Below are 20,559 nucleotides of genomic sequence, written 5' to 3'. Positions count from 1 at the left end.
GGCGGCAGATACGATGACCGGCGATGGATCTGCGATTCACGGCGGCCGAGGAGGCGTTTCGCGACGAACTGCGGGAGTGGCTCGGGGCCGTGCTCCCCACCCTGGGACCGCCTCCTGAGCGCACGGACTGGGCCGGTCGCCGAGAGTGGGACACGGCCTGGCAGCGAATGCAGTACGACGCCGGCTACGCGGGCATCAACTGGCCGGCGGAGTTCGGGGGCCGGGGGTCCACGCCCACCGAGCACCTGATCTTCCTGGAGGAGACCACCCGGATGGGCGCCCCTTACGTGGGGGTCAACTTCGTGGGGCTGCTCCACGCCGGGCCGACGCTGATTGCCGAGGCCACCCCGGCCCAGCAGGCCGCCCACTTGCCCGCCATCTTGAAGGGCGAGGAGGTGTGGTGCCAAGGGTTCTCCGAACCCAACGCGGGCTCCGATTTGGCCTCGCTGTCCACCCGGGCGATTCGCGACGGCGACCACTACGTAGTGTCGGGCCAGAAGATCTGGACGTCGTTCGGCCATGTGGCCGACTACTGCGAGCTGCTGGTGCGCACCGATACCGAGGCCCCCAAACATCGGGGCATCACCTGGCTGATCTGCCCGATGGACCTGCCCGGTATCGAGATCCGACCCATCACCACGGTGGCCGGCTCCAGCGAGTTCTGCGAGGTGTTCTTCGACGAGGTCCGGGTGCCGGTGGAGAACCGGGTGGGCGACGAGAACGACGGCTGGCGGGTGGCCATGGTCACGTTCAGCTTCGAGCGGGGCACGGCCTTCATCAGCGAGCTGCTGGGCACCATGACCCAGCTCGCCGAGATGGCCGCGGAGGCCCGGCTCATTCCCCGCCCGGGGGGTTCGGTGTGGGACGACGTGGAGGTGCGCCGGGAGATCGGTCGTCTGCAGGCCGAGTACGACGCCCTGTGGGCGTTGACCAAGCGAGTGGTCTCGCAGGCCCAGCGCACCGGGATGCCGGGCCCGGGCGGCTCGGTGTTCAAGGTGTACTACGCCGAGGTGAAAAAGCGGATGGCCGATTTGGCCCACCGGATGCTGGAGCGGGAGGCGCTGGCCTTCGCCGATGACGTGGGCGACGAGCAGACCGGCGGCGACCTGGTGGCCTCACGGCTGTACGTGCTCAGCCTGTCCATCGCGGCGGGCACCTCCCAGATCCAACGAAACATCATCGGCGAGCGCATCCTGGGCTTGCCCAAGGAGCGGTGATGATGGGCCCAAGCGGCATGCTCGGTGGCGGCGTGGCCCTGGTGCTCGCCAACGGGGAGCGATAGATGGATTTCGAGTTGTCGGAGGATCAGGTTGCGCTGAGCGAGGGCATCCGGGACTTGTGCCAGGGGCGGTTCGACATCGACACCGTGCGGGGGCTGGCCGATTGCGGGGGCGTGGACCGGCGGCGGTGGGACGAGTTGACCGAGACCGGCGTGTTCTCTTTGGTGGTGCCGGAGGCCGACGGCGGGGTCGGGTTGGGTTGGGCCGATGCCGTGCTGGTGTACGAGCAATTGGGGCGGGCCCTGGTGCCGGGACCGTTGGTGGGCACCCTGTTGGCCGCCGGGGTGACCGACGACGCCGTGGTGGGCCTCATCGAGCGCACCGAGGGCCCGGCGCTGGTGGAGTACCCCGACGTGATCGACGCCCTTTTGGTGGTGGACGGCGACGGGGTGTGGCGGGTGGACGCCGCCGACCTGGGGGGCCAGGCGGTGCAATCGGTGGATCCCCTGACCCCGCTGGCCCGGATGGCCGGGTTGCCCCGAGGTGATCGGGTGGCCGACGCCGGGGGATGGGCCGACCGGGCCGTGCTGTTGAGTTCGGCCCTGCAGGTGGGTGTGGCCCAGGGGGCCCGAGAGCTGGCCGTGGCCTACGCCGGGGAGCGGCGGCAGTTCGGCAAGCCCATCGGCCAGTTCCAGGCGATCAAGCACCTCTGTGCCGACATGTTCAGCCGGGAGGAGGTGGCTCGGGCCGCCCTGTACTTTGCCGGTTGCGTGCTGGATTCCCCCGAGCTGGGCGACGTGGGCCGGGCGGTGTCCGGGGCCCGCATCCTCGCGGCCGAGGCCGCCGACCACAACGGCAAGGACTGCGTGCAGATCCACGGCGGCATGGGGTTCACCTGGGAGATCGACGCCCACCTGTACCTCAAGCGGGCCTGGGCGCTCACCCCCAGCTTCGGCTCACTGGACGAGCACGCCGAGCGCATCGCCGCGCTGGTGTGATCGGTGTCGTCGGGCTCTGACCGGGAGGGCCGAGACGCCAAACCGCGTGGTACCCGGCGATGGACCGAGAAGCTGTTGCCTCATCTCGATCCCGAGCTGGTGGAGGCGGGCGACACCCGCAACGTGGTCGACGGCTATCGCTTCTGGCGCCAGGAGGCCATCGTGGCCGACCTGGACGGCCGCCGCCACGGGTTTCACGTGGCCGTGGAGAACTGGCAGCACGACCTCAACATCGGCACCATGGTCCGCAACGCCAACGCCTTCGGGGCGGCCGCGGTACACATCGTGGGGCGTCGGCGCTGGAACCGGCGGGGGGCCATGGTCACCGACCGCTACCTGCACGTCCACCATCACCCGGAGTTGGCCGACCTGGTGGCCTGGGCCGCCGGGGCCGGCCTGCCCCTGTTGGGTATCGACAACGGTGCTGGTGCGGTGCCCATCGAGAGCCACGACCTGCCGGAGCGGTGCGTGCTCCTGTTCGGCCAGGAAGGCCCCGGTCTGTCACCCGAGGCGGTGGCCGCTTGCGAGGTGGTGCTGGCCATCACCCAGTTCGGCTCCACCCGCTCCGTCAACGCCGGGGTGGCCTCCGGCATCGCCATGCACCGCTGGGTCTGCACTCACGCCCTCTGACCCTTCCGGAAGCACCACCCACCGGGCCGTCATTCAGGGTCTCGGCAAGAGGTTGCGGGGCACCAGATGATCGAGTTCATCCAGCGTCCAGGGGTCGACTTGGCTGTGGTCGCCCCGGTAGATGGCCCGTTCCTCCCGCAGGTGGTTGAACACCGCCACTTGACCGCCCGCGGCGTGGACCACCTGTCCACTCACGTAGTCGGCGGTGTCGGTGCAGAGCCAAACCACCGCCGGGGCGACATACTCGGGCGGGGGAGTGGTGAGGTAGCTCTGCCACATCTCGTCGTCGATGATCCCCTGCTCGTGCCAGGCCTGAAAGTCGTCGTGGGACTTGGCGTGCAGCCGAGTGGCGGCGCCCGGGGCCAGGCAATTGACGGTGACCCCGGTTCCGGTGGTCTCGGTAGCCAGAGCCTTGGTCATGGAGATGACTCCGCCCATGGCCGCCGCGAATGCCGGTTGGCCCAGGTCGCCGAGCGCGCCGTGCGAGGTGGTGTTGACCACTCGGCCCCAACCCTGGGACACCATCAGGGGTACGGCGTGGCGGGCGACGTACCACTTCTGGGACATCTGCAGGGCAATGGTCTTGTGGTACAGCTCGGGAGGCATTTCGTAGATCGACCCCTCGATGGCCGCCCCGGCGCAGTTCACGGCGATGTCGATGCGCCCATACGTGTCCACCACCTGCTGCACCACGCCCCCGGCCCCCGCAAAGGTGGCCACGTCGGCGTGGTTGGCCACGGCGGTGCCCCCGTTCGCCTCGATCTCCGCCACCGTCCGAGCGGCGTGGGAGACGTCGATTCCCTCGCCCATCTCATCGGTGCCCAGGTCGTTCACCACCACCTGAGCCCCGTGTCCGGCCAGCAACAGCGCAATGGCTCTCCCTATACCGTTGCCGGCCCCCGTCACCATCGCCGCCCGCCCCGCCAGCCGTTCACTCACCCTTCCCACGCTATCCCCCCATTCTCCCCCGCACCGCCGACTACTGGCGGCGGAGGTAGACGGTCCAGTTGGCGAGGCCGACGAGGGCGCCTCCGACGATGTTGCCGAGGGTGACGGCGGCCAGGTTGTGGACGATCCACGGGAAGTTCAAGCGGCCGATCTGCTCGCTGGTGAGTCCGGCGGCGGCCAGGGCATCGGCGTCGGCTGACACCAGCCAACCCAGGGGCAGAAAGAACATGTTGGCGATGCTGTGCTCGAACCCGGCGGCCACGAACGCGGCGATGGGCAGGATGATCCCCACCATTTTGTCCACCAGGGTGCGGCCCGCGGCAGCCAGCCACACCGCCAAACACACCAGCACGTTGGCCAACACCCCCCGCACGAATCCGGTGCCGAAGGAGAGGTTCACCTTGTCGTTGGCGATCTGGATGGTCCGCACCGAGAACGAGTAGTCGCCCTGGGCCCACCAGCGGCTGAAGTAGAGCATGAACACGATCACCAGGGCGCCGATGAGGTTGGCGGCGAAGGCCAGCGCCCAGTTGCGGGTCAGTTCCCGCCCGCTGATGCGGCGGCTGAAGAAACTGGCCACCATGAGGTTGTTGCCGGTGAACAGCTCCGCCCCGGTGATCACCACCAACAGCAGGCCCACCGAGAAGGCCACCCCGATGAGCAACCGGCTGGGACCGGTGCCCAGCTCCGGGTTGACCGCCAGGGTGAGGGCGAACACCCCGCCCAAGGCGATGAAGGCCCCGGCCATGATGCCGAGCATGGTGGTCTGGGACAGGTCGAATTTGGCCTTGCCGATGCCCGCCCGCTTGATTTTTCGGGCGATCTCCTCGGGTGTCAACGCGTCCGACATACCCCCATTCTTACCCACACGCCACTAGCGTCGGGGCCATGGTTGAATCCGCAACGGGCGCCGACTTCCCGCCGGGAGGGGTGGTCGCCGACTCCCGGTACTACTCCAGCGCGGTGGAAGCCCTGCGCAGCGCCTGTGCCCACATCGGCGAGGCGGCTGACGCGGTCCAGCGCTCCCAGTTCTTCGCCCAGATCTCCGACTGGGACGACGAGGCCAACGCCACCGCCCACGACGCCGACAAGGCGGCGGTCGTGGCCATGGCCGAGGCGCTCCGGGCCAAACAGTCGGTGGCGGTGTACGCCGATGCGGCCCGTCGCACGCTGGCCGAGGTGAACGCGGCGTACGCCGCCACGGTGTCGCCCGGTTTGACGCCGGCCCCGCCCGCGCCCGGTGACCCCGGAGCAGCGGGGGAAGAGCCGGGGGCCGCCGGGGACGTGGCCGAGAGCGCAACGGGAGAAGCAGCGGGCTCGGTGGGGGGCTATTCCGTACACCTCGCCGGGGCGCTGGCCACCCTGGCCGAGGAGCAGGACACGGAGGCGGGACGCCGGGCTGGCGAGCAGAGCTACGTCAAGATGGCCCAATCACTGTCGGTGCTGGTGGGGGGCCGCACCGACTATCAGGAAATCGACGAGGCGCTGGTGATGCTGGACCGGGCCCGAACCGACTACCAGCAGGCGTCGACCACCGTGGGCCGAACGGCGCTGGCCGGCGATGTCCGGGCCACGTTGTCGGCCGACATCCGAATGTCGGCCATCGGTGAGTTCCGTCGGGCGCTGACCGCGTTGGCGGTGGCCCGCACCGCCTACAACGCGGCGGTGGCCGACCATCTCTGGAGCGACCTGGCCGAGATTCGGGCCAACCACAGCGCCGCCGCGACCACCATGTTCGAGTTCCAGTCGGCCATCGGCGACGACCGCGCCACCGACGATCCCTACGCGGCGTCGGCCTTCACCTCCTCGCTGGAGGATCCCGATGCCCCCACCAGCATGTACGACGCCGCCCGGGACGCCGCCATCGACATGAAGAAGCTGCTGTTGGAGGTGCAGAACACCAGCGACGCGGTGGACGCGTTGCTGCTGGAGAACCGGGCGGTGGCCGCCGACGCCCTGATCGAGGCCCGAGCGGTGGTGGGAGTCGGGGCGCTGGACGAGATCCATCGGGCCTACGACGTCGCCCGGGAGGCCATGGACTCCCTGTTCGGGGCTCGGGCCGCCTTTGAGGTCGGTCTGGACCTGGCCCTACCGGAAGACCTCGGCTACCTCACCTCGGGTATCTGAGGGTCGCCGAGGATCGCGGGTGAACCGGGGCGAGGTGGCTACAGGGCCACGCCCACCAGCACGGTGCCCACGGCGGTCAGGCCGGACAGGGCGCCGGTGAGGGCGATGCGGCGAGGGTTGGTGGCCACGCTGTGGCGCCAGGCGGCCACCCCGGTGGCGATCACCAACACCACCTTGACGGTGAGGGTGACGTGGTAGCTGGTGGCCACGTCGTCGAACTCCACCTCGGCCAGGTTCCAGATGCCGCTCACCACGGCCACCGCGAAGAACGGCCAGGCCACGCGGGCGAACTGGCGGGCGGCGGCCTGGGTGGCCTCGGGGCCGACCCGGCGCAACGCGGGCACCAGCGCGGCCACCACGATCTGGCCTCCCACCCACACGGCGGCGCCCAAGATGTGCAGGAACACCCGGAGGGTTTCCACGTCCCAATTGGCTTCGATCATGGCCTCAATCTAGCGGTAGCGGTCGGTCGGGTGGAGATTGCTACGGTCGGGCCATGAGTCCGGTACCGCGCATCGACCGATCCACCTACATGGAGGCCCTGGCCGCCGACGGGGAGGCCATTGCCGCCGCCGGTCGGAGGAACCTGGAGGCCGAGGTGCCCTCGTGTCCGGGCTGGACGGTGGCCAAGCTGTTGGCCCACGTGGGCCGGGTGTACCGCTCGGTGGGGCGGCACGTGGCCGAACGGGCCACCGAGATGATCCCCGCCGACCAGATTCCCCGTCCGCCCGAGGGCGACGCCATCGTGGAGTGGTTCGAGGAGGGGCACCGGTTCGTGCAGGAGGCCTTGGCCGGGGCCGAGCCGGATGAGCCGGTGTGGAGTTGGGCCGGCCAGCACACCATGGCCTTCTACTTCCGCCGCATGGCCCACGAGACCGCCGTCCACCGCTGGGACGCCGAGGCCGCCTTCGGCGAGCCCGGTCCCATCGACGCCGACCTGGCCGCCGACGGGGTGAGCGAGCTGTTCGAGTTGGTGCTGCCCTTCGCGGTGGCCAACTGGGACATGGGCCTGCCCGACGCCACCTTGCACCTGCACCGTACCGACGGCGACGGCGAGTGGCTGCTGTCCAACGACGGCGGGCGCATCAAGATGAGCCTGGAGCACGCCAAGGGCGACGCCGCCGTGCGGGCGGGCGGGGCCGAACTGCTGTTGTTGTCGTGGGAGCGCATCGGATTGGACCACCCCGGCGTGGAGACCTTCGGTGACGCCGATGCCGCCCGGGCCTGGTTCGCCCTGTCCCGCTAGCCCCGCGCTCCCCGAGACTGCCCGTGAGCGACGACCCCACCTCGCCGTACCGGACGCCGGTCGCCCCGACCAGGGCCGACGTGGTGGACCAGTACATGCCCATCGCGTTGTTCCTGGTGCTCAACAGCGTGGGCGGGCTGGTGTGGGCCATCGGGGCCATGACGCTGTGGGCGGTCAAGGCCCAGGTCAGCCGGTACCGCCGGGGCCTGCCCCTGGGTCGGGTGATGCCCATCATCGTGGTGTACCTGCTGATCCGGGGCACCCTCGGGATCATCTACGACAGCGAGGAGGTGTACTTCGGCATCGGCATCGGGGCCAAGGGCCTGGCCGCGCTGGCCCTGGCGGGGTCGGTGGCCATCGGCCGCAACGTCACCGGCTACGCCCTGTCGTTTCTGTTGCCCCTGGATCGGGACACCCGGTCCCACCCCGAGTTCCGGTCGGCCACCAACCGGGTGTCGATCGGGGTGGCGTTGGTGGTGCTCATGAGCGTCGGGTTCGACACCTGGCTGTTGCAGAACGCCTCCATCAACAAGTTCGTGCTCATCCGGCTGGGGGTCAACTGGGGCCTGTCGCTTCTGACCCTGGTGGTGATCGGGGTGTTCCTGGACCGCCGACTGCGGCGCATCCCCGGCTTCCCCGGCTTGATGACCCTGCTGGAGCGTCGTCTGGCGTCGCCGGGCATGAAGCGGCCAGGGGTCTCGCCTCCGCAAACCGATGATGAGTAGGATCGCCCCATGGCAGACAACAACTGGGGCCGATGGGGTGACGAGGACGAGCGGGGGGCGCTGAACCTGCTCACCCCCGAGGTGGTCAAGCAGGCCGGTGCGTCCATCACCACCGGCAAGGTGTATCCGCTGGGCATTCCCATCCAGTCGCAGGGCGTGCCCCTCATGGACTACCGGGGCACCCCCATGCGGCTCACCCTGCAGAACGCCTCCGACGAGGGGATCTACGAGGCCTACGGCTGTCACGCGGGCACCGGGGCCCACGAGGACGTGCTGGTGTTCGCCTCCCACACCACCAGCCACATGGACGCCCTGTGCCACGTGTACGGCGAGGACCAGCACTACAACGGCTTCTCCAAGGAGGCCATGAAGACCCACACCGGGGCCTCCCGCCTGGGCATCGAGAAGGTGGGCGCCATTGCCGGCCGGGCGGTGCTGCTCGACATGGTGGCCCACACGGGAGCCGAGCGCTGGCTGGAGCCGGGCACCCCGCTGGGGGGCGCCGACCTGGCGGCCTGCGCCGAGGCCCAGGGCACGGAGGTACGGGCGGGGGACACCGTGCTGATCCGCACCGGGTATCTGGACATGTGGTGGTCGCTGAACGCCGATCCGGGGGCCGAGCAGCCCTTCGCCCAGCCGGGCATCAACAACGACGGGGCCCAGTGGCTGGCCGCCCACGACGTGGTGGCCGTGGGCAGCGACAACGCCGCGGTGGAGGTCATCCCGTTCGACGAGAACGACTTTCTCACCGTCCACAAGATTCTCCTGGTGGGCGCGGGCATCTACATGCTGGAGTTCCTGAACTTCTCCCAGATGGCCGCCGACGGCTGTCACGAGGGCTTCATCACGGTGTCGCCGCTGAACGTGACCGGCGCCACCGGCAGCCCCATCAACCCGGTGGTCATCGGTTAGCAACGGTACGACGCCTCCGGTTTCGGCGACGGCCATGAGCGCGGCCCGGATGGGTGCGGCCGAGGGGGCGGTGCTCGGCCACCTGCGGGTGCTGGAACTCACCCGCACCATCGGCGGGGCCTACGCCGCCAAGCTGTTCGCCGACGCCGGAGCCGAGGTCATCACCGTGGAACCCCCCGAGGGGGACCGGTGGCGGTCGTGGTCGGCATCGGGATCACCGGCCGGGGGGGACGCGGGCGACGGGGCCTTCTTCCAGTTCCTCAATGCGGGCAAGCGCAGCGTGAGGTTGGACGTGGGCGACCCGGCTGGGCGAGCCGGTCTGTTGGAGCTGGCCGCCGGGGCCGATGCGGTGGTGGAGGACCTGGGGGCGGGGGTGGTGGAGTCCCTGGGCTTGGGCCACCAGGAGCTGGCCGCGCGCAATCCGGCCCTGGTGCTGGTGTCGATCTCGCCGTGGGGCCGGGGCGGGCCGTGGGACCAGCGACCGGCCAACGAGTTCACCCTCCAGGCCTGGGTGGGATCCACCGAGGGTCGGGGCATTCCCGGCGAGATGCCCTTCGGGGTGGGGGGCAAGCTGGGGGAGTTCCTGGTGGCGGCCAACGCCGCCTCGCTGGGGCTGGCCGCGGTCACTGCCGCCCGACAGGACGGACGTCCGGGCGAGCACGTGGACGTGTCGGCCTACGAGGCCATGACCACCAGCTTCGTGGTGTACGCCCACCTGTACGCGGCCTACGCCCCCGATTCCCGCACCGGGGCCCGCTCCATCGAGATCCCGTCGGTGGAACCGGCCCAGGACGGGTGGGTGGGCTTTTGCACCATCACCGGTCAGCAGTTCAAGGACTTCTGCGTGGTCATCGATGATCCCGCCATGGCCGACGACCCGGACTTGGCCAAGGCCGACGGTCGGATGGACCGCCGCCAGGAGGTGTGGGACCGCATCGCCCGCTACACCAAGGCTCACACCGTGGACGAGATCGTGGACAAGGCCACCCTGTTGCGGGTGCCGGTGACCCCCATCGGCGATGGCAGCCGGGTGGCCCAGATCGACCACTTCCAAGAGCGGGGCGTGTACGTGGCCAACCCCGGAGGGTTCACCCAGCCCCGGGTGCCCTACCTGCTCGGCGGCCACCCGTCGACCCCGGTGCGAGCGGCCCCCGCCCTGGGCGAAGCCGACGCCGAGCAGTGGGCGTCGCCAAGGCCCTCGGAGGCCCCGCCCCAGCCGGGGGAGCCTCGGACGGAGCCGTCGCTGCCCGTGGCCGGGTTGCGGGTGTGCGATCTGGCCACCTTCTGGGCCGGGCCGGTGGCGTCGTGTCTGCTGGCGGCCCTCGGGGCCGACGTGATCAAGGTGGAGTCCATCCAGCGGCCCGACGGGATGCGCTTCGCCAGCGGGCTGCAACGCGACGACCTGTGGGAGTGGAGTCCGGTCACCCACGGGGCCAACACCGGTAAGCGCTCGGTCACCCTGGACCTGTCCAGCGACGACGGCATGGCCCTGGTGAAGCGCCTGGTGGCGATGTCCGACATCGTCATCGAGAACTACTCCCCCCGTGTGGTGGAGAACTTCGGCCTGGACTGGGACGAGGTCCACCGGCTGAATCCCCACGCCATCATGGTGCGGATGCCCGCCTTCGGCCTGACCGGGCCGTGGCGCGACCGCACCGGCTTCGCCATGACCATCGAGCAGGCCAGCGGCCTGGCCTTCCTCACCGGCGACCCCGAGGGCCCGCCGTTGGTTCCCCGGGGGGTGTGCGACCAGCTCGGGGGCATGCACGCGGTGTTCGCCACCCTGTTGGCCCTGGAGCGCCGAGCCCAGACCGGAGAGGGCCTGTTGGTGGAGGTCCCCCTGGTGGAGGCGGGGCTGAACGCGGCCGCCGAGCAGGTGATCGAGTGGACGGCCTACGGCGAGCTGCTGGAGCGACAGGGCAACCGGTCGCCCTACGCCGCCCCCCAGGGCATCTACGCCGCCGCCGGGGAGGATCGCTGGGTGGTGATCTCGGTGGACGACGACGCCCAGTGGCCCGCCGTGGCCCGACTCCTGGGCCACGACAAGTGGACGGCGTGGTCGGAGCGCGGCGAGCGGCACCGCCACCACGACGAGATCGACGCCGCCATCGGCGCCTGGGTGGCCGACCGGGACCGGGACGAGGCGGTGGCCGAACTGCTGGCCGCCGGGGTGCCGGCCGCCCCGGTGATCACCGGCCGCCAGTCCCTGGACAACCCGCAGCTCGCGGCTCGGGGTCACCAGCAGTGGATGGACCACTCGGTGGTGGGCCGGGTGCCCTATCCCAGCTTCCCCGGCCGCCTGGACGGGAGCTACCACCGGCTCGGCAGACCGGCGCCCACCCTGGGGGAGCACAACCACGAGGTGCTGAGCGAGGTGCTGGGCCTGGACGAGGCCGAGATCGCCCGCTTGGCCGAGGCGCAGGTGATCGGCACCCGCCCCGTCCTGTGGGGCTGAGGGTGGCCGGGCAGCCAGGCGTTACCATCAACGGCCATGTTCCTCGCGCTCTCTGACCAGCAGCTCAAGCTCCAGTCCACCCTGCGGGAGTACTTCGAGGGCCTGATGACGCCCGAGCGGCGGGAGGCGTTGGGGGGCGAGCACGGCGGACCGGTGTACAAGGAGACCATCCGCCAACTGGGCAAGGACGGCTGGCTGGGGGTGGGCTGGCCCACCGAATGGGGTGGCCAGGGCTACACCCCGCTGGAGCAACTCATCTTCTTCGAGGAGGCCAACCGGGCCGGGGCCCCGCTGCCGTTCGTCACCCTGAACACGGTGGGCCCGGCGCTGAACGTATACGGCACCGAGGAGCAAAAGGCGTACTTCCTGCCCAAGATCCTGGCCGGGGAGCTGCACTTCGCCATCGGCTACTCCGAGCCCACCGCAGGCACCGACCTGGCCTCGCTCACCACCCGGGCGGTGCGCGACGGCGACGAGTGGGTCGTCAACGGGCAGAAGATCTGGACGACCGGGGGCCACGAGGCCGACTGGGTGTGGCTGGCCACCCGCACCGATCCCGACGCCCCCAAGCACAAGGGCATCACCATCTTCGCGGTGGACACCACCCTCGAGGGGTTCAGCCACACCCCCATATGGCTGCTGGGCGGGGGACACACCAACGCCACCTACTACCACGACATCCGGGTGCCCGACGGGGCCCGCATCGGCGAGGTGAACGGGGGGTGGAAGCTCATCACCGCCCAGCTCAACCACGAGCGGGTGGGGTTGGCCCCCGCCGGCAACATCGACGGGCCGCTGCGCCGGGTGGTGGACTGGGCCCGCCACACCACCCTGGACGACGGCCGCCGGGTGATCGACCAGGAGTGGGTGCGCCTGGCCCTGGCCGAGGTGTTCGCCCGCAACGAGGCGCTGAAGATGTACAACTGGAAGGTGGCCGCCGCCCTGGAGGACACCGAGCTTCAGCCGGCCGACGCCTCGGCCATGAAGGTGTTCGGCACCGAGCTTCGGGTGAGCGCGCTGCGGAGCCTGATGGAGGTGCTGGGGCCGCGGGCCTGCCTGGTGAAGGGCACCCCCGAGGCGGTGCTGGCCGGGGAGCTGGAGCAGGCCTACCGGGGGGCGCCGGTGGGGACCTTCGGGGGCGGCGTGAACGAGGTGCAGCGCGACATCATCGCCACGGCGGGCCTGGGCCTGCCCCGATCTCCCCGCTGAGAAGCCGCAACCGCGCTACGGCCGGCAACCGGTCTACGGCCCGGCTGCCTCGCTCTCCTCGCTGAGGGTTCGCAACCGGGTCACCACCTGGTCACGGTCGGCGGTTCGGCGGAACGGCGGCAGGGCCCGGACCAGCTCCCAGCGGTAACCGGCCCGGGCCATGCGGGAGTCGAGCACCGCCACCACCCCCCGGTCGTCGCCCCGTCGGATGAGCCGACCCGCCCCCTGGGCCAGGCGGGTGGCGGCCCGGGGCAGGTCGACCAGGCGGAAGGCCTCGGCCCCGTAGCGTTCCCGGCGGGCCTCCAACAGGGGATCGTCGGGGCGGGGGAAGGGCAGCCGGTCGATGGTCACCAGCGACAGCGAGGGGCCGGGCACGTCCACCCCCTGCCACATGCTCATGGTGGCGAACAGGCAGCTCTCCTCCTCGTCGGAGAAGTGCCGCAGCAGCTCGGGTTTGGGCAGGTCCCGCTGGGTGTAGATGCGAAAGTCGAGTTGGTCTCGCAGGGCGTCGGCGGCCCGGTCCATGGCCCGGTAGCTGGTGAACAGGGCCAGGGTGCGGCCCCCGGCGGCTTCGATCAGCACGGCCAGCTCGTCGTGGAGGGCCGCCTCGTAGCCGTCGCTGCGGGGGTCGGGCAGGTGCTTGGCGCAGTAGAGCAGCCCGTTGGCCTCGTAGTCGAAGGGGCTGCCCACGTCGATGGCGTCGTGCTCGTCGGGCTCGAGCCCCAGGATCTCGCCCAGGTTCATGGGGATGGTGGCGCTGGTCAGGATCGAGGTGGTGGTTTCCCACAGGTGCTCGGTCAGCAGGTGCCCCAACCGGATGGGAGCCATGCGCCACGCCGGGGCCGATTCGGTGCCCGACACCCACGACACCTCGGCGGCGGTGGCCTCCACCGCCCGGTTCAGGTCGTCGGTGAGGGCCGAGGCCACCAGCAGGGCCCGCACCTTGCGGGGGATGGCCTCGCCGGGGGCGTTGTCGGGCACCGCCCGCAGTTCGGTGGCGGCCTGGTTCACCCGGCCCTGGGCCAGCACCGCCAGTTGCTGCAGTTCGGCGGGCAGGGGAGCGGGCAGGGGTTTGTCCCGCCAGGGGGCCAGGGTCTCCCGGAGGAGACTGCCCACGTCCTCGAGGTCGCCTGAGGCCGCAGAGTCGGCCACCACCGCCCGCAGGAGGCGGGCCAGTTCGTCGAAGCGGCCCCCGGTGAGCGACACCCCGGCGGTGTCGGACACGATGTCCTCCAGGCCGTGGGCCTCGTCGATGACCACGGCGTCGTGGTCGGGCAGCAGCGGGGCGTCGCTGAACAGGTGCAGGCAGTAGAGGTGGGTGTTGACCACCACGATGTCGGCCTCTTCGGCCCGGTGGCGGGCCCGTTCGGCAAAGCAGTCCGGCCCGGACGGGCACCGGTTGGCGCCGGGGCATTCTCGGCCCGACACGCTGAGGGCGTCCCAGGCCGTCGCCGAGGGCTCGAAGTCCAGATCGGCCCGGTCGCCGGTGGGGCTGTGTTGGGCCCAGGCGGCCAGCCGGGAGATCTCTGCTCGGGGTCCGTCGGTGATTTCCAGGCGGAGTTGGTCGTCGTCGGCCAGCTCCTGCAGCCGCTGCACGCACAGATAGTTGGACCGGCCCTTGAGCACGGCGAAGCGCAGTGGCAGCCACGGTTCGTCGGAGGGGTCGGGGTCTTCCCGGTGGCGGCTCTCGTCGGCCCGCCAGGTTTCGAGGGCGTCGGCCAGTTGGGGGAGGTCCTTGTCGACCAGTTGGTCTTGGAGGGTCTTGGTGGCGGTGGCCACGATCGACGGACCGGGGCTCAGCGCCAGCGGTACCAGATAGGCCAGCGACTTGCCGGTGCCGGTGCCCGCGGCCACCACCAGGTGCCGCCCCGAGGCCACGGCGCGGGCCACCGCGGCGCACATTTCCTGTTGGCCCGGCCGCCGTTCGCCTCCGCCGGCCAACGTCCCAACGGCTGCCTCCAGCACCTCGTGAGCAGCGGCGATGTCGGGCACCGCCCCGACGCTACACCGGGGGCTCGCCCCCTCGGGCCCCATCGGCGGGGAGGCCGGGCCTGCGCCCCCAATCCGGGGTGTATCGGCGAGTACCCGGACGCTTCGGCCCCATCGGCGGGGAGGCCGGGCCTGCGCCCCCAATCCGGACGCTTTGAGGAGTACCGTTCAGGTGTGGGCGCGTCCGGCCATGGCCTCGATCCGACTCGAATTCCTCGCCACGTGGGCTGTGTCATGGACGGCAACGGCCGGTGGGCCGAACAGCGGGGCATGGCCCGCACCGAGGGCCACGAGCAGGGCGAGCACGCCCTGTTCGACGTGATCGAGGGCGCCCTGGAGCTGGGCATCGAGTGGCTCACCGTCTACGCCTTTTCCACCGAGAACTGGAACCGCCCCGACGACGAGGTGCGCTTCTTGTTGAACTTCAACCGCACCATCCTGCGCCGACGCTGCACGGAGCTGCACGAGATGGGGGTGCGCATCCGCTTCGTGGGCCGGCGGGACTGGCGGGTGCCCAAGGGGCTCATCAACGAGATGGACGAGGCCATCGAGCTCACCCGCGACAACCAGCACATGACGCTGGTGATCGCCTTCAACTACGGGGGTCGGGCCGAGATCGTGGACGCGGTCAAGCGCATCGCCGCCCAGCGCATTCCCTCCCGCCGGATCAACGAGCGAACCATTGCCCGTCACCTGTACGACCTGGAGATGCCCGAGCCCGACCTCATCATTCGCACGTCGGGGGAGTACCGGATCTCCAACTTCCTGCTGTGGGAGCTGGCCTACAGCGAGTTGGTGTTCACCGACGTGCTGTGGCCCGACTTCTCCCGCCGCGACCTGTTCGCCGCCATCGCCGAGTACCAGCACCGTCACCGCCGATTCGGCCGGGTCCGGTAGGTCTGCGGTGAACGAGGCGGGTGACCGAGGCCGGGAGGGCTCGCGCCGGTGAGCCTGTATCGCGACGAGGGGATCGTGTTGCGCACCTATCGGTTGGGCGAGGCCGACCGTATCGTGGTGTTCTGCACCCGCGGCCACGGCAAGGTCCGAGCGGTGGCCAAGGGGGTGCGCAAGACCCGGAGCCGCTTCGGGGGTCGCTTGGAGCCCACCAGCCACGTGCAGCTCCAGCTTCACCGGGGGCGCAGCGAGTTGGACGTGGTCACCCAGACCGAGACGGTGGACCGGTTTCGGGCGGTGCGGGAGGATCTGGCCCGGCTGGGCAAGGCCATGGCCATGCTGGAGGCGGTGGACCGGGTGGGGGTGGACCGGGAGCCCGACGGGGCGCTGTACCGGATGCTGTTGGGTGGGTTGCGGTCGCTCGACGCCGGGGACTCGGCGTTGGTGGTGCCCGCCTTCTACCTGAAGCTGCTGGTTCACGACGGGGTGGGCCCCGAGGTGGGGGTGTGCGCCCTGTGCGGGGACGGTGACGATCTGGTGGCCTTCGACTACGCCAGCGGGGGCGGCCTGTGCCGGGGGTGCCGCCGGGGGTCGCCCCTGTCGTCGGAGGCGCTGGAGCTGTTGCGCATGGTGTTGGACGGCAGGCTGGGCGCGGCGCTGGCCCAATCGGCCTCCGCGGCCACCGGCGAGGTGGAGCATCTGGCCACCGCGGCCCTCGAGTACCACCTGGAACGCCGACTGCGGGCGGTTGACGCCTACTCCTGACGGCCGGCCGTCGAGCCCTTGGGCTCACCCCCACGGCCCGCCGATATGGGCAATCGATATGGGTGGCGGTCCGGTCACAGCAGCCCGGTAGCCTGCCTCCCCATGAGCAGTGGCAGCACCGCCCCGGTTGTGGGCGGGGATCTGATGGACAGCGTGGTCAACCTGTGCAAGCGGCGGGGGTTCGTGTACCAGTCGGCGGAGATCTACGGCGGCTTCCGCAGTGCCTACGACTACGGCCCCCTCGGGGTGCTGTTGCTGCGCAACGTGAAGGACGCCTGGTGGCGGACCATGGTGCAACTCCGCACCGATGTGGTGGGCCTGGACGCCTCTATTTTGTCGCCCCCCGAGGTTTGGGAGGCGTCGGGCCATCTGACCAACTTCTCCGATCCTCTGGTGGACTGTCGGAGCTGCGGCAGCCGATTCCGGGAGGACCATCTGGACGACTCCGAGACCTGTCCCAATTGCGGGGCGGTCGGGCAGTTCACCGAGGCGCGGGAGTTCAACCTGATGTTCCGCACCCAGGCGGGCCCGGTGGCCGGGGCGGGCGCCGACGTCTACCTGCGGCCCGAGACGGCACAGGGCATGTTCATCAACTTCGCCAACGTGTTGAACACCATGCGCCACAAGCCGCCGTTCGGCATCGCCCAGATCGGCAAGTCGTTCCGCAACGAGATCACCCCGGGCAACTTCATCTTCCGCACCCGGGAGTTCGAGCAGATGGAGCTGGAGTTCTTCGTGCCCCCCGAGGAGGCCTCCCGGTGGTTCGAGTACTGGTGCCAGGCTCGGTTGGACTGGTACACCGAGTTGGGCATCCCCGCCGAGCACCTGCGGCTGCGGCCTCACGGGACCGACGAGCTGAGCCATTACTCGGCGGGCACGGCCGACGTGGAGTACCTGTTTCCGTGGGGGTGGGGCGAGCTGGAGGGCATCGCCAACCGCACCGACTACGACCTGGCCCAGCACGCCCAACACTCGGGCACCGACCTGGAGTTCTACGACCAGCAGGCCAACGAGCGCTACCGCCCCCATGTGATCGAGCCGGCCGCCGGGGCCACCCGGACGATGATGGCGTTTCTGTTGGCCGCCTACGACACCGAGGAGGTGCGGGGGGACACCCGTACCGTGCTCCGGCTGCACCCCCGCCTGGCCCCCTACAAGGCGGCGGTGCTGCCGCTGTCGAAGAAGCCCGAGCTGCAGGCGGTGTCCGAGGAGGTGCTGGGCCTGCTCCAGCCCCGGTGGATGACCGACTACGACGTGACCCAGTCCATCGGCCGGCGCTACCGCCGCCAGGACGAGATCGGCACGCCCTACTGCGTGACCGTGGACTTCGACACCCTGGAGGATCGGGCGGTCACCGTGCGCGACCGCGACACCATGGACCAGGATCGGGTGCCCATCGACGGGTTGAGCGAACACCTGGGGGCCAAGCTGGCCCTGTAGGGCGGCGCCCCACTACGAGTTGTCACCGCTTCGGCGTAGTCTCAGGTTGTGGGCATCCACGACGACGACGTGGCCCGGGTGAGAGAGGCAACCGACATTGTCGCGGTCATCGGCGAGTACGTGCCGCTGAAGCGGGTCGGCCGCCGCTGGCAGGGGCTGTGTCCGTTTCACGCCGAGAAGACCCCGTCGTTTTCCGTGAACGCCGAGATGGGCGTGTACCACTGCTTCGGCTGCAAGGCCAGCGGCGACGCCATCACCTTTGTGCGGGAGGTGGAGCACGCCGACTTTCCCGACGCGGTGGAGCGCCTGGCCGCCCGGTCGGGGATCACGCTGCGCTACACCGCCCCTGGGGAGGGCAGCGACCGCCTCAAGCGGGGCAAGCTCACCGAGGCTCTCGAACAGGCGGTGGAGTGGTACCACCAGCGGTTGTTGACCGCCGCCGACGCGGGTCCGGCCCGGGGGTACCTGCGCCTGCGGGGCTACGACGGTGAGGTGGTCCGCCGCTACAAGCTCGGCTGGGCCCCCGACGGGTGGGACGAACTGGCGGTGGGGTTGGGGGTGGGTGCGGAGGCGGGCATGTCGGCGCAGGTGTTCTCCGACGCCGGGTTGGGTTTTCGCAACAAGGGGGGCCGCATCCAGGACAGCTTCCGGGCCCGGGTGCTGTTCCCCATCTTCGATCCCAGCGGTCGCCCGGTGGGGTTCGGCGGGCGGGTCCTGCCCGGCGGGGAGGGCCCCAAGTACAAGAACTCGGTGGACAACGCCGTGTACCGCAAGTCCCGGGTGCTCTACGGGCTGAACTGGGCCAAGCAGGACATCGTGAACTCCGGTGAGGTCATCGTGTGCGAGGGCTACACCGACGTGATCGGCTTCGCCACCGCCGGCATCCCCCGGGCGGTGGCCACCTGTGGTACCGCGCTCACCGAGGACCACGTGCGGGTGCTGCGGCGGTTCGCCCCCCGCATCGTGTTGGCCTTCGACGCTGACTCCGCCGGCCAAACCGCGGCCGAGCGGTTCTCCCAGTGGGAGCACGCCTTCGAGCTGGAGGTGGCGGTGGCCGACCTGCCCGCCGGGGCCGACCCGGGGGATCTTGCCCAGAGCGATCCCGAGCGGCTGGCCGCCTCGGTGCGCGACGCGGTGGACTTCATGGACTTTCGCATCAACCGGGTGTTGGGCGAGGCCGACCTGGGCACGGTGAAGGGCCAGGTGCGGGCGGGGGAGCGGGCCGCCCGGCTGGTGGCCGAGCACCCCAACCCCGAAGTGCGCGACAAGTACCTGGTGGCGATCGCCGACCGCTGCCAGGTCAGCGCCGATCACTTGCGGACGGTGGTGGCCGACGCCGCTCGCCGGGGCCGAAACCAGGCCTCCCGCTCGGGGGCCGACGACGCCCCCCACCCGGCCGACGGGGGCGGCGAGCCCCACCTCGACCCCGGCGGCGGGGACGACTTCGGCGCCCACGGGGCCAACGGGGACGGCGGCGGCCCGCCGCCCGACAACGTGGAGCGCCTGGTGTTGTGGCTGGCCGCCCACGATCCCGGCCGAGTGTGGCCCGAGATCGGCCCGGAGATGTTCCACCACCCCCTGTACCGGGGGGCGTTCGAGGCCCTGCTGGAGTATCGCGACATGGACACGCTGTTGACCCAGGCCGAACCCCGGCTGGCCGAGTTCATCACGGAACTGCTGGTGGCCGAGGACGAGACGCTGGCGGACAACGCTCACCGCCAGGACGTGGTGATGGCCGTCTTGTTGTACGAGTCGGCGCGGCGGGAGTTGGATTATCTGGAGCGCCAGTCCCGCACCGGCCGCGCCGACGAGGAGTTGCTGCGACGGGTGATCAGCCTGACGTCGGCCACCGACAAACTGCGGGAGTCGGAGTGGAAACGCCAGGAGGCGGAGAACCTGGTGGCGGTGCTCCGCCAGAGTGAGGACCGGACGGCTTCGTCGGCGGCCCCGCCGGAGTGAGGACCAGCAGCGCCTAGAAGTCCTCGTCGAAGGCCACGTCGCCCTCGACGCCCACCTGGTAGGAGGCCACGGTGCGCTCGAAGAAGTTGGTCAGTTCCTGCACGTCCTGCAGTTCCATGAACGAGAACGGGTTCTTCGAGCCGAACTCCTTGGGCAGACCGAGCTGGGCCAGTCGCTGGTCGGCCACGTACTCCAGGTAGTGCCGGGTGTCGGCCACCGACATGCCGGGGACGCCCTGGCCGAGCAGGTCCTCGGCGAACTGGTACTCGCAGTCCACCGCCTCGCGGATCATGGCGGCCACCTGGTGGCCGAGTTCCGCATCGAACAGGTCGGGCTCCTCGGCCCGGACGGTGTTGACCACCTCCAGGGCGAAGTTCATGTGGCAGCTCTCGTCGCGAAACACCCAGTTGGTGCCGGCGGCCAGCCCGTTGAGCAGGCCCTTGGACCGCAGGAAGTAGACGTAGGCAAAGGCGGCGAAGAAGAAGAGGCCCTCGATGCAGGTGGCGAAGCAGATGAGGTTCAACAGGAACTGGCGGCGTTGGGTGGGAGTGTCCAGTTGGCCGATGGCGTCCATCGAGTGCATCCAGCGGAAGCAGAACTCCGCCTTCTTGCGAATGGAGGGGATGTTGTCGATAGCGGCGAAGGCAGCTTCCCGCTCGCCCAGGTCGGGGATGTAGTTGTCCAGCAGGGTCAGGTAGAACTGGACGTGCAGGGCCTCCTCGTAGAGCTGTCGCGACAGGTACATCCGGGCCTCGGGGGCGTTCACGTGGCGGTAGAGGTTGAGCACCAGGTTGTTGGCCACGATGGAGTCGCCGGTGGCGAAGAAAGCCACCAGCCGGTTCACCAGGTGCTTCTCGGCGGGCAACAGGGTCCGTTCCAGGTCGACCAGGTCGTCGGAGAAGTCGATCTCGTCCACCGTCCAGGTGTTCTTGATGGCGTCGCGGTACATGTCGAAGAACTGCGGGTAGCGCATGGGCCGCAGGGTGAGGTTGAAGCCGGGATCGAGGATGCGCCCGGTGGCCGGTGGGGTGGGGGCGACCGG

The 20,559-nt window shown here is 70.2% G+C and carries 18 protein-coding genes; 13 read left to right on the top strand and 5 right to left on the bottom strand.

Going from position 1 to position 20,559, the window contains the following annotated elements; translation table 11 throughout:
• Positions 1-23 precede the first annotated feature (23 nt).
• From ACOQPQ_RS06840 to ACOQPQ_RS06830, 3 genes are all read left to right on the top strand, one after another.
• Entirely contained in the window at positions 24-1,217 is a 1,194-nt protein-coding gene (locus ACOQPQ_RS06840) for an acyl-CoA dehydrogenase family protein (protein WP_420638695.1), read from the top strand.
• Between the two features lie 65 nt (positions 1,218-1,282).
• Positions 1,283-2,218 (top strand): acyl-CoA dehydrogenase family protein, encoded by a 936-nt coding sequence (locus ACOQPQ_RS06835; protein ID WP_420638694.1) that lies wholly within the window; start codon positions 1,283-1,285, stop codon positions 2,216-2,218.
• A 3-nt stretch (positions 2,219-2,221) separates the two neighbouring features.
• Positions 2,222-2,848, top strand: coding sequence for a TrmH family RNA methyltransferase (locus tag ACOQPQ_RS06830; RefSeq protein WP_420638693.1), 627 nt, complete (start codon positions 2,222-2,224; stop codon positions 2,846-2,848).
• A gap of 33 nt (positions 2,849-2,881) precedes the next feature.
• Here the strand turns inward: ACOQPQ_RS06830 and ACOQPQ_RS06825 are convergent, their stop codons facing one another.
• Both ACOQPQ_RS06825 and ACOQPQ_RS06820 read right to left on the bottom strand, forming a co-directional pair.
• Positions 2,882-3,787 carry an SDR family NAD(P)-dependent oxidoreductase gene (locus ACOQPQ_RS06825; RefSeq protein WP_420638692.1) on the bottom strand — a complete coding sequence of 302 codons (906 nt, stop codon included), beginning with the start codon at positions 3,785-3,787 and terminating at the stop codon, positions 2,882-2,884.
• Between the two features lie 40 nt (positions 3,788-3,827).
• On the bottom strand, positions 3,828-4,646 hold the full coding sequence (locus tag ACOQPQ_RS06820) for a formate/nitrite transporter family protein (RefSeq protein ID WP_420638691.1): 819 nt from the start codon (positions 4,644-4,646) through the stop codon (positions 3,828-3,830).
• A 38-nt stretch (positions 4,647-4,684) separates the two neighbouring features.
• On the opposite strand from ACOQPQ_RS06820, the gene ACOQPQ_RS06815 reads away from it, so the two are divergent.
• Positions 4,685-5,923, top strand: coding sequence for a hypothetical protein (locus ACOQPQ_RS06815; RefSeq protein WP_420638690.1), 1,239 nt, complete (start codon positions 4,685-4,687; stop codon positions 5,921-5,923).
• Between the two features lie 38 nt (positions 5,924-5,961).
• Here ACOQPQ_RS06815 and ACOQPQ_RS06810 read toward each other — a convergent pair whose 3' ends face one another.
• A complete protein-coding gene (locus ACOQPQ_RS06810) occupies positions 5,962-6,366 on the bottom strand; it encodes a CopD family protein (protein ID WP_420638689.1) in 405 nt (134 codons plus the stop codon).
• Between the two features lie 53 nt (positions 6,367-6,419).
• Here ACOQPQ_RS06810 and ACOQPQ_RS06805 point away from each other — a divergent pair, with 53 nt between their 5' ends.
• Genes ACOQPQ_RS06805 through ACOQPQ_RS06785 form a run of 5 tightly spaced genes read left to right on the top strand, consistent with a single transcriptional unit; the run spans position 6,420 to position 12,470 of the window.
• Positions 6,420-7,169: a maleylpyruvate isomerase family mycothiol-dependent enzyme gene (locus ACOQPQ_RS06805; protein WP_420638688.1), complete on the top strand. Its 750-nt coding sequence runs from the start codon at positions 6,420-6,422 to the stop codon at positions 7,167-7,169.
• 23 nt (positions 7,170-7,192) lie between these two features.
• On the top strand, positions 7,193-7,894 hold the full coding sequence (locus tag ACOQPQ_RS06800) for a DUF3159 domain-containing protein (protein WP_420638687.1): 702 nt from the start codon (positions 7,193-7,195) through the stop codon (positions 7,892-7,894).
• Between the two features lie 9 nt (positions 7,895-7,903).
• Positions 7,904-8,806: a cyclase family protein gene (locus ACOQPQ_RS06795; RefSeq protein ID WP_420638686.1), complete on the top strand. Its 903-nt coding sequence runs from the start codon at positions 7,904-7,906 to the stop codon at positions 8,804-8,806.
• A gap of 34 nt (positions 8,807-8,840) precedes the next feature.
• Positions 8,841-11,261, top strand: coding sequence for a CaiB/BaiF CoA transferase family protein (locus tag ACOQPQ_RS06790; RefSeq protein WP_420638685.1), 2,421 nt, complete (start codon positions 8,841-8,843; stop codon positions 11,259-11,261).
• Between the two features lie 36 nt (positions 11,262-11,297).
• A complete protein-coding gene (locus tag ACOQPQ_RS06785; protein ID WP_420638684.1) occupies positions 11,298-12,470 on the top strand; it encodes an acyl-CoA dehydrogenase family protein in 1,173 nt (390 codons plus the stop codon).
• A 33-nt stretch (positions 12,471-12,503) separates the two neighbouring features.
• Here the strand turns inward: ACOQPQ_RS06785 and ACOQPQ_RS06780 are convergent, their stop codons facing one another.
• Positions 12,504-14,462, bottom strand: coding sequence for an ATP-dependent DNA helicase (locus tag ACOQPQ_RS06780; protein ID WP_420638683.1), 1,959 nt, complete (start codon positions 14,460-14,462; stop codon positions 12,504-12,506).
• A 231-nt stretch (positions 14,463-14,693) separates the two neighbouring features.
• Here ACOQPQ_RS06780 and uppS point away from each other — a divergent pair, with 231 nt between their 5' ends.
• The 4 genes from uppS to dnaG all read left to right on the top strand — a co-directional run bounded on the left by uppS (position 14,694) and on the right by dnaG (position 19,517).
• The gene (gene uppS / locus ACOQPQ_RS06775; protein ID WP_420638682.1) at positions 14,694-15,356 is read left to right on the top strand and encodes a polyprenyl diphosphate synthase; all 663 of its coding nucleotides are present in this window, start codon (positions 14,694-14,696) and stop codon (positions 15,354-15,356) included.
• A gap of 48 nt (positions 15,357-15,404) precedes the next feature.
• Entirely contained in the window at positions 15,405-16,118 is a 714-nt protein-coding gene (gene recO / locus ACOQPQ_RS06770; RefSeq protein ID WP_420638681.1) for a DNA repair protein RecO, read from the top strand.
• Between the two features lie 102 nt (positions 16,119-16,220).
• Positions 16,221-17,558, top strand: a complete 1,338-nt coding sequence (locus ACOQPQ_RS06765; protein ID WP_420638680.1) for a glycine--tRNA ligase — start codon at positions 16,221-16,223, stop codon at positions 17,556-17,558.
• 48 nt (positions 17,559-17,606) lie between these two features.
• Positions 17,607-19,517, top strand: a complete 1,911-nt coding sequence (gene dnaG, locus ACOQPQ_RS06760; RefSeq protein WP_420638679.1) for a DNA primase — start codon at positions 17,607-17,609, stop codon at positions 19,515-19,517.
• Between the two features lie 13 nt (positions 19,518-19,530).
• Here dnaG and ACOQPQ_RS06755 read toward each other — a convergent pair whose 3' ends face one another.
• Complete coding sequence (locus ACOQPQ_RS06755) at positions 19,531-20,490, bottom strand: ribonucleotide-diphosphate reductase subunit beta (RefSeq protein WP_420640369.1); 960 nt, start codon at positions 20,488-20,490, stop codon at positions 19,531-19,533.
• Between the last annotated feature and the right edge of the window lie 69 nt (positions 20,491-20,559).

The sequence above is a fragment of the Candidatus Poriferisocius sp. genome (genome assembly GCF_965219775.1).
In the GTDB taxonomy this organism is placed as follows: Bacteria; Actinomycetota; Acidimicrobiia; order Acidimicrobiales; family Bin134; genus Poriferisocius.
This window is presented reverse-complemented; position numbering and strand designations above follow the sequence as displayed.

Excerpts from the sequence above, each read along its gene's own strand:
- ACOQPQ_RS06840 (WP_420638695.1), top strand. The coding sequence starts at position 24 with ATGGATCTGCGATTCACGGCGGCCGAGGAGGCGTTTCGCGACGAACTG.
- ACOQPQ_RS06835 (WP_420638694.1), top strand. The coding sequence starts at position 1,283 with ATGGATTTCGAGTTGTCGGAGGATCAGGTTGCGCTGAGCGAGGGCATC.
- ACOQPQ_RS06820 (WP_420638691.1), bottom strand. The coding sequence starts at position 4,646 with ATGTCGGACGCGTTGACACCCGAGGAGATCGCCCGAAAAATCAAGCGG.
- ACOQPQ_RS06815 (WP_420638690.1), top strand. The coding sequence starts at position 4,685 with ATGGTTGAATCCGCAACGGGCGCCGACTTCCCGCCGGGAGGGGTGGTC.
- ACOQPQ_RS06810 (WP_420638689.1), bottom strand. The coding sequence starts at position 6,366 with ATGATCGAAGCCAATTGGGACGTGGAAACCCTCCGGGTGTTCCTGCAC.
- ACOQPQ_RS06805 (WP_420638688.1), top strand. The coding sequence starts at position 6,420 with ATGAGTCCGGTACCGCGCATCGACCGATCCACCTACATGGAGGCCCTG.
- ACOQPQ_RS06795 (WP_420638686.1), top strand. The coding sequence starts at position 7,904 with ATGGCAGACAACAACTGGGGCCGATGGGGTGACGAGGACGAGCGGGGG.
- ACOQPQ_RS06790 (WP_420638685.1), top strand. The coding sequence starts at position 8,841 with ATGAGCGCGGCCCGGATGGGTGCGGCCGAGGGGGCGGTGCTCGGCCAC.
- ACOQPQ_RS06785 (WP_420638684.1), top strand. The coding sequence starts at position 11,298 with ATGTTCCTCGCGCTCTCTGACCAGCAGCTCAAGCTCCAGTCCACCCTG.
- uppS (WP_420638682.1), top strand. The coding sequence starts at position 14,694 with ATGGACGGCAACGGCCGGTGGGCCGAACAGCGGGGCATGGCCCGCACC.
- ACOQPQ_RS06765 (WP_420638680.1), top strand. The coding sequence starts at position 16,221 with ATGAGCAGTGGCAGCACCGCCCCGGTTGTGGGCGGGGATCTGATGGAC.
- ACOQPQ_RS06755 (WP_420640369.1), bottom strand. The coding sequence starts at position 20,490 with ATGCGCTACCCGCAGTTCTTCGACATGTACCGCGACGCCATCAAGAAC.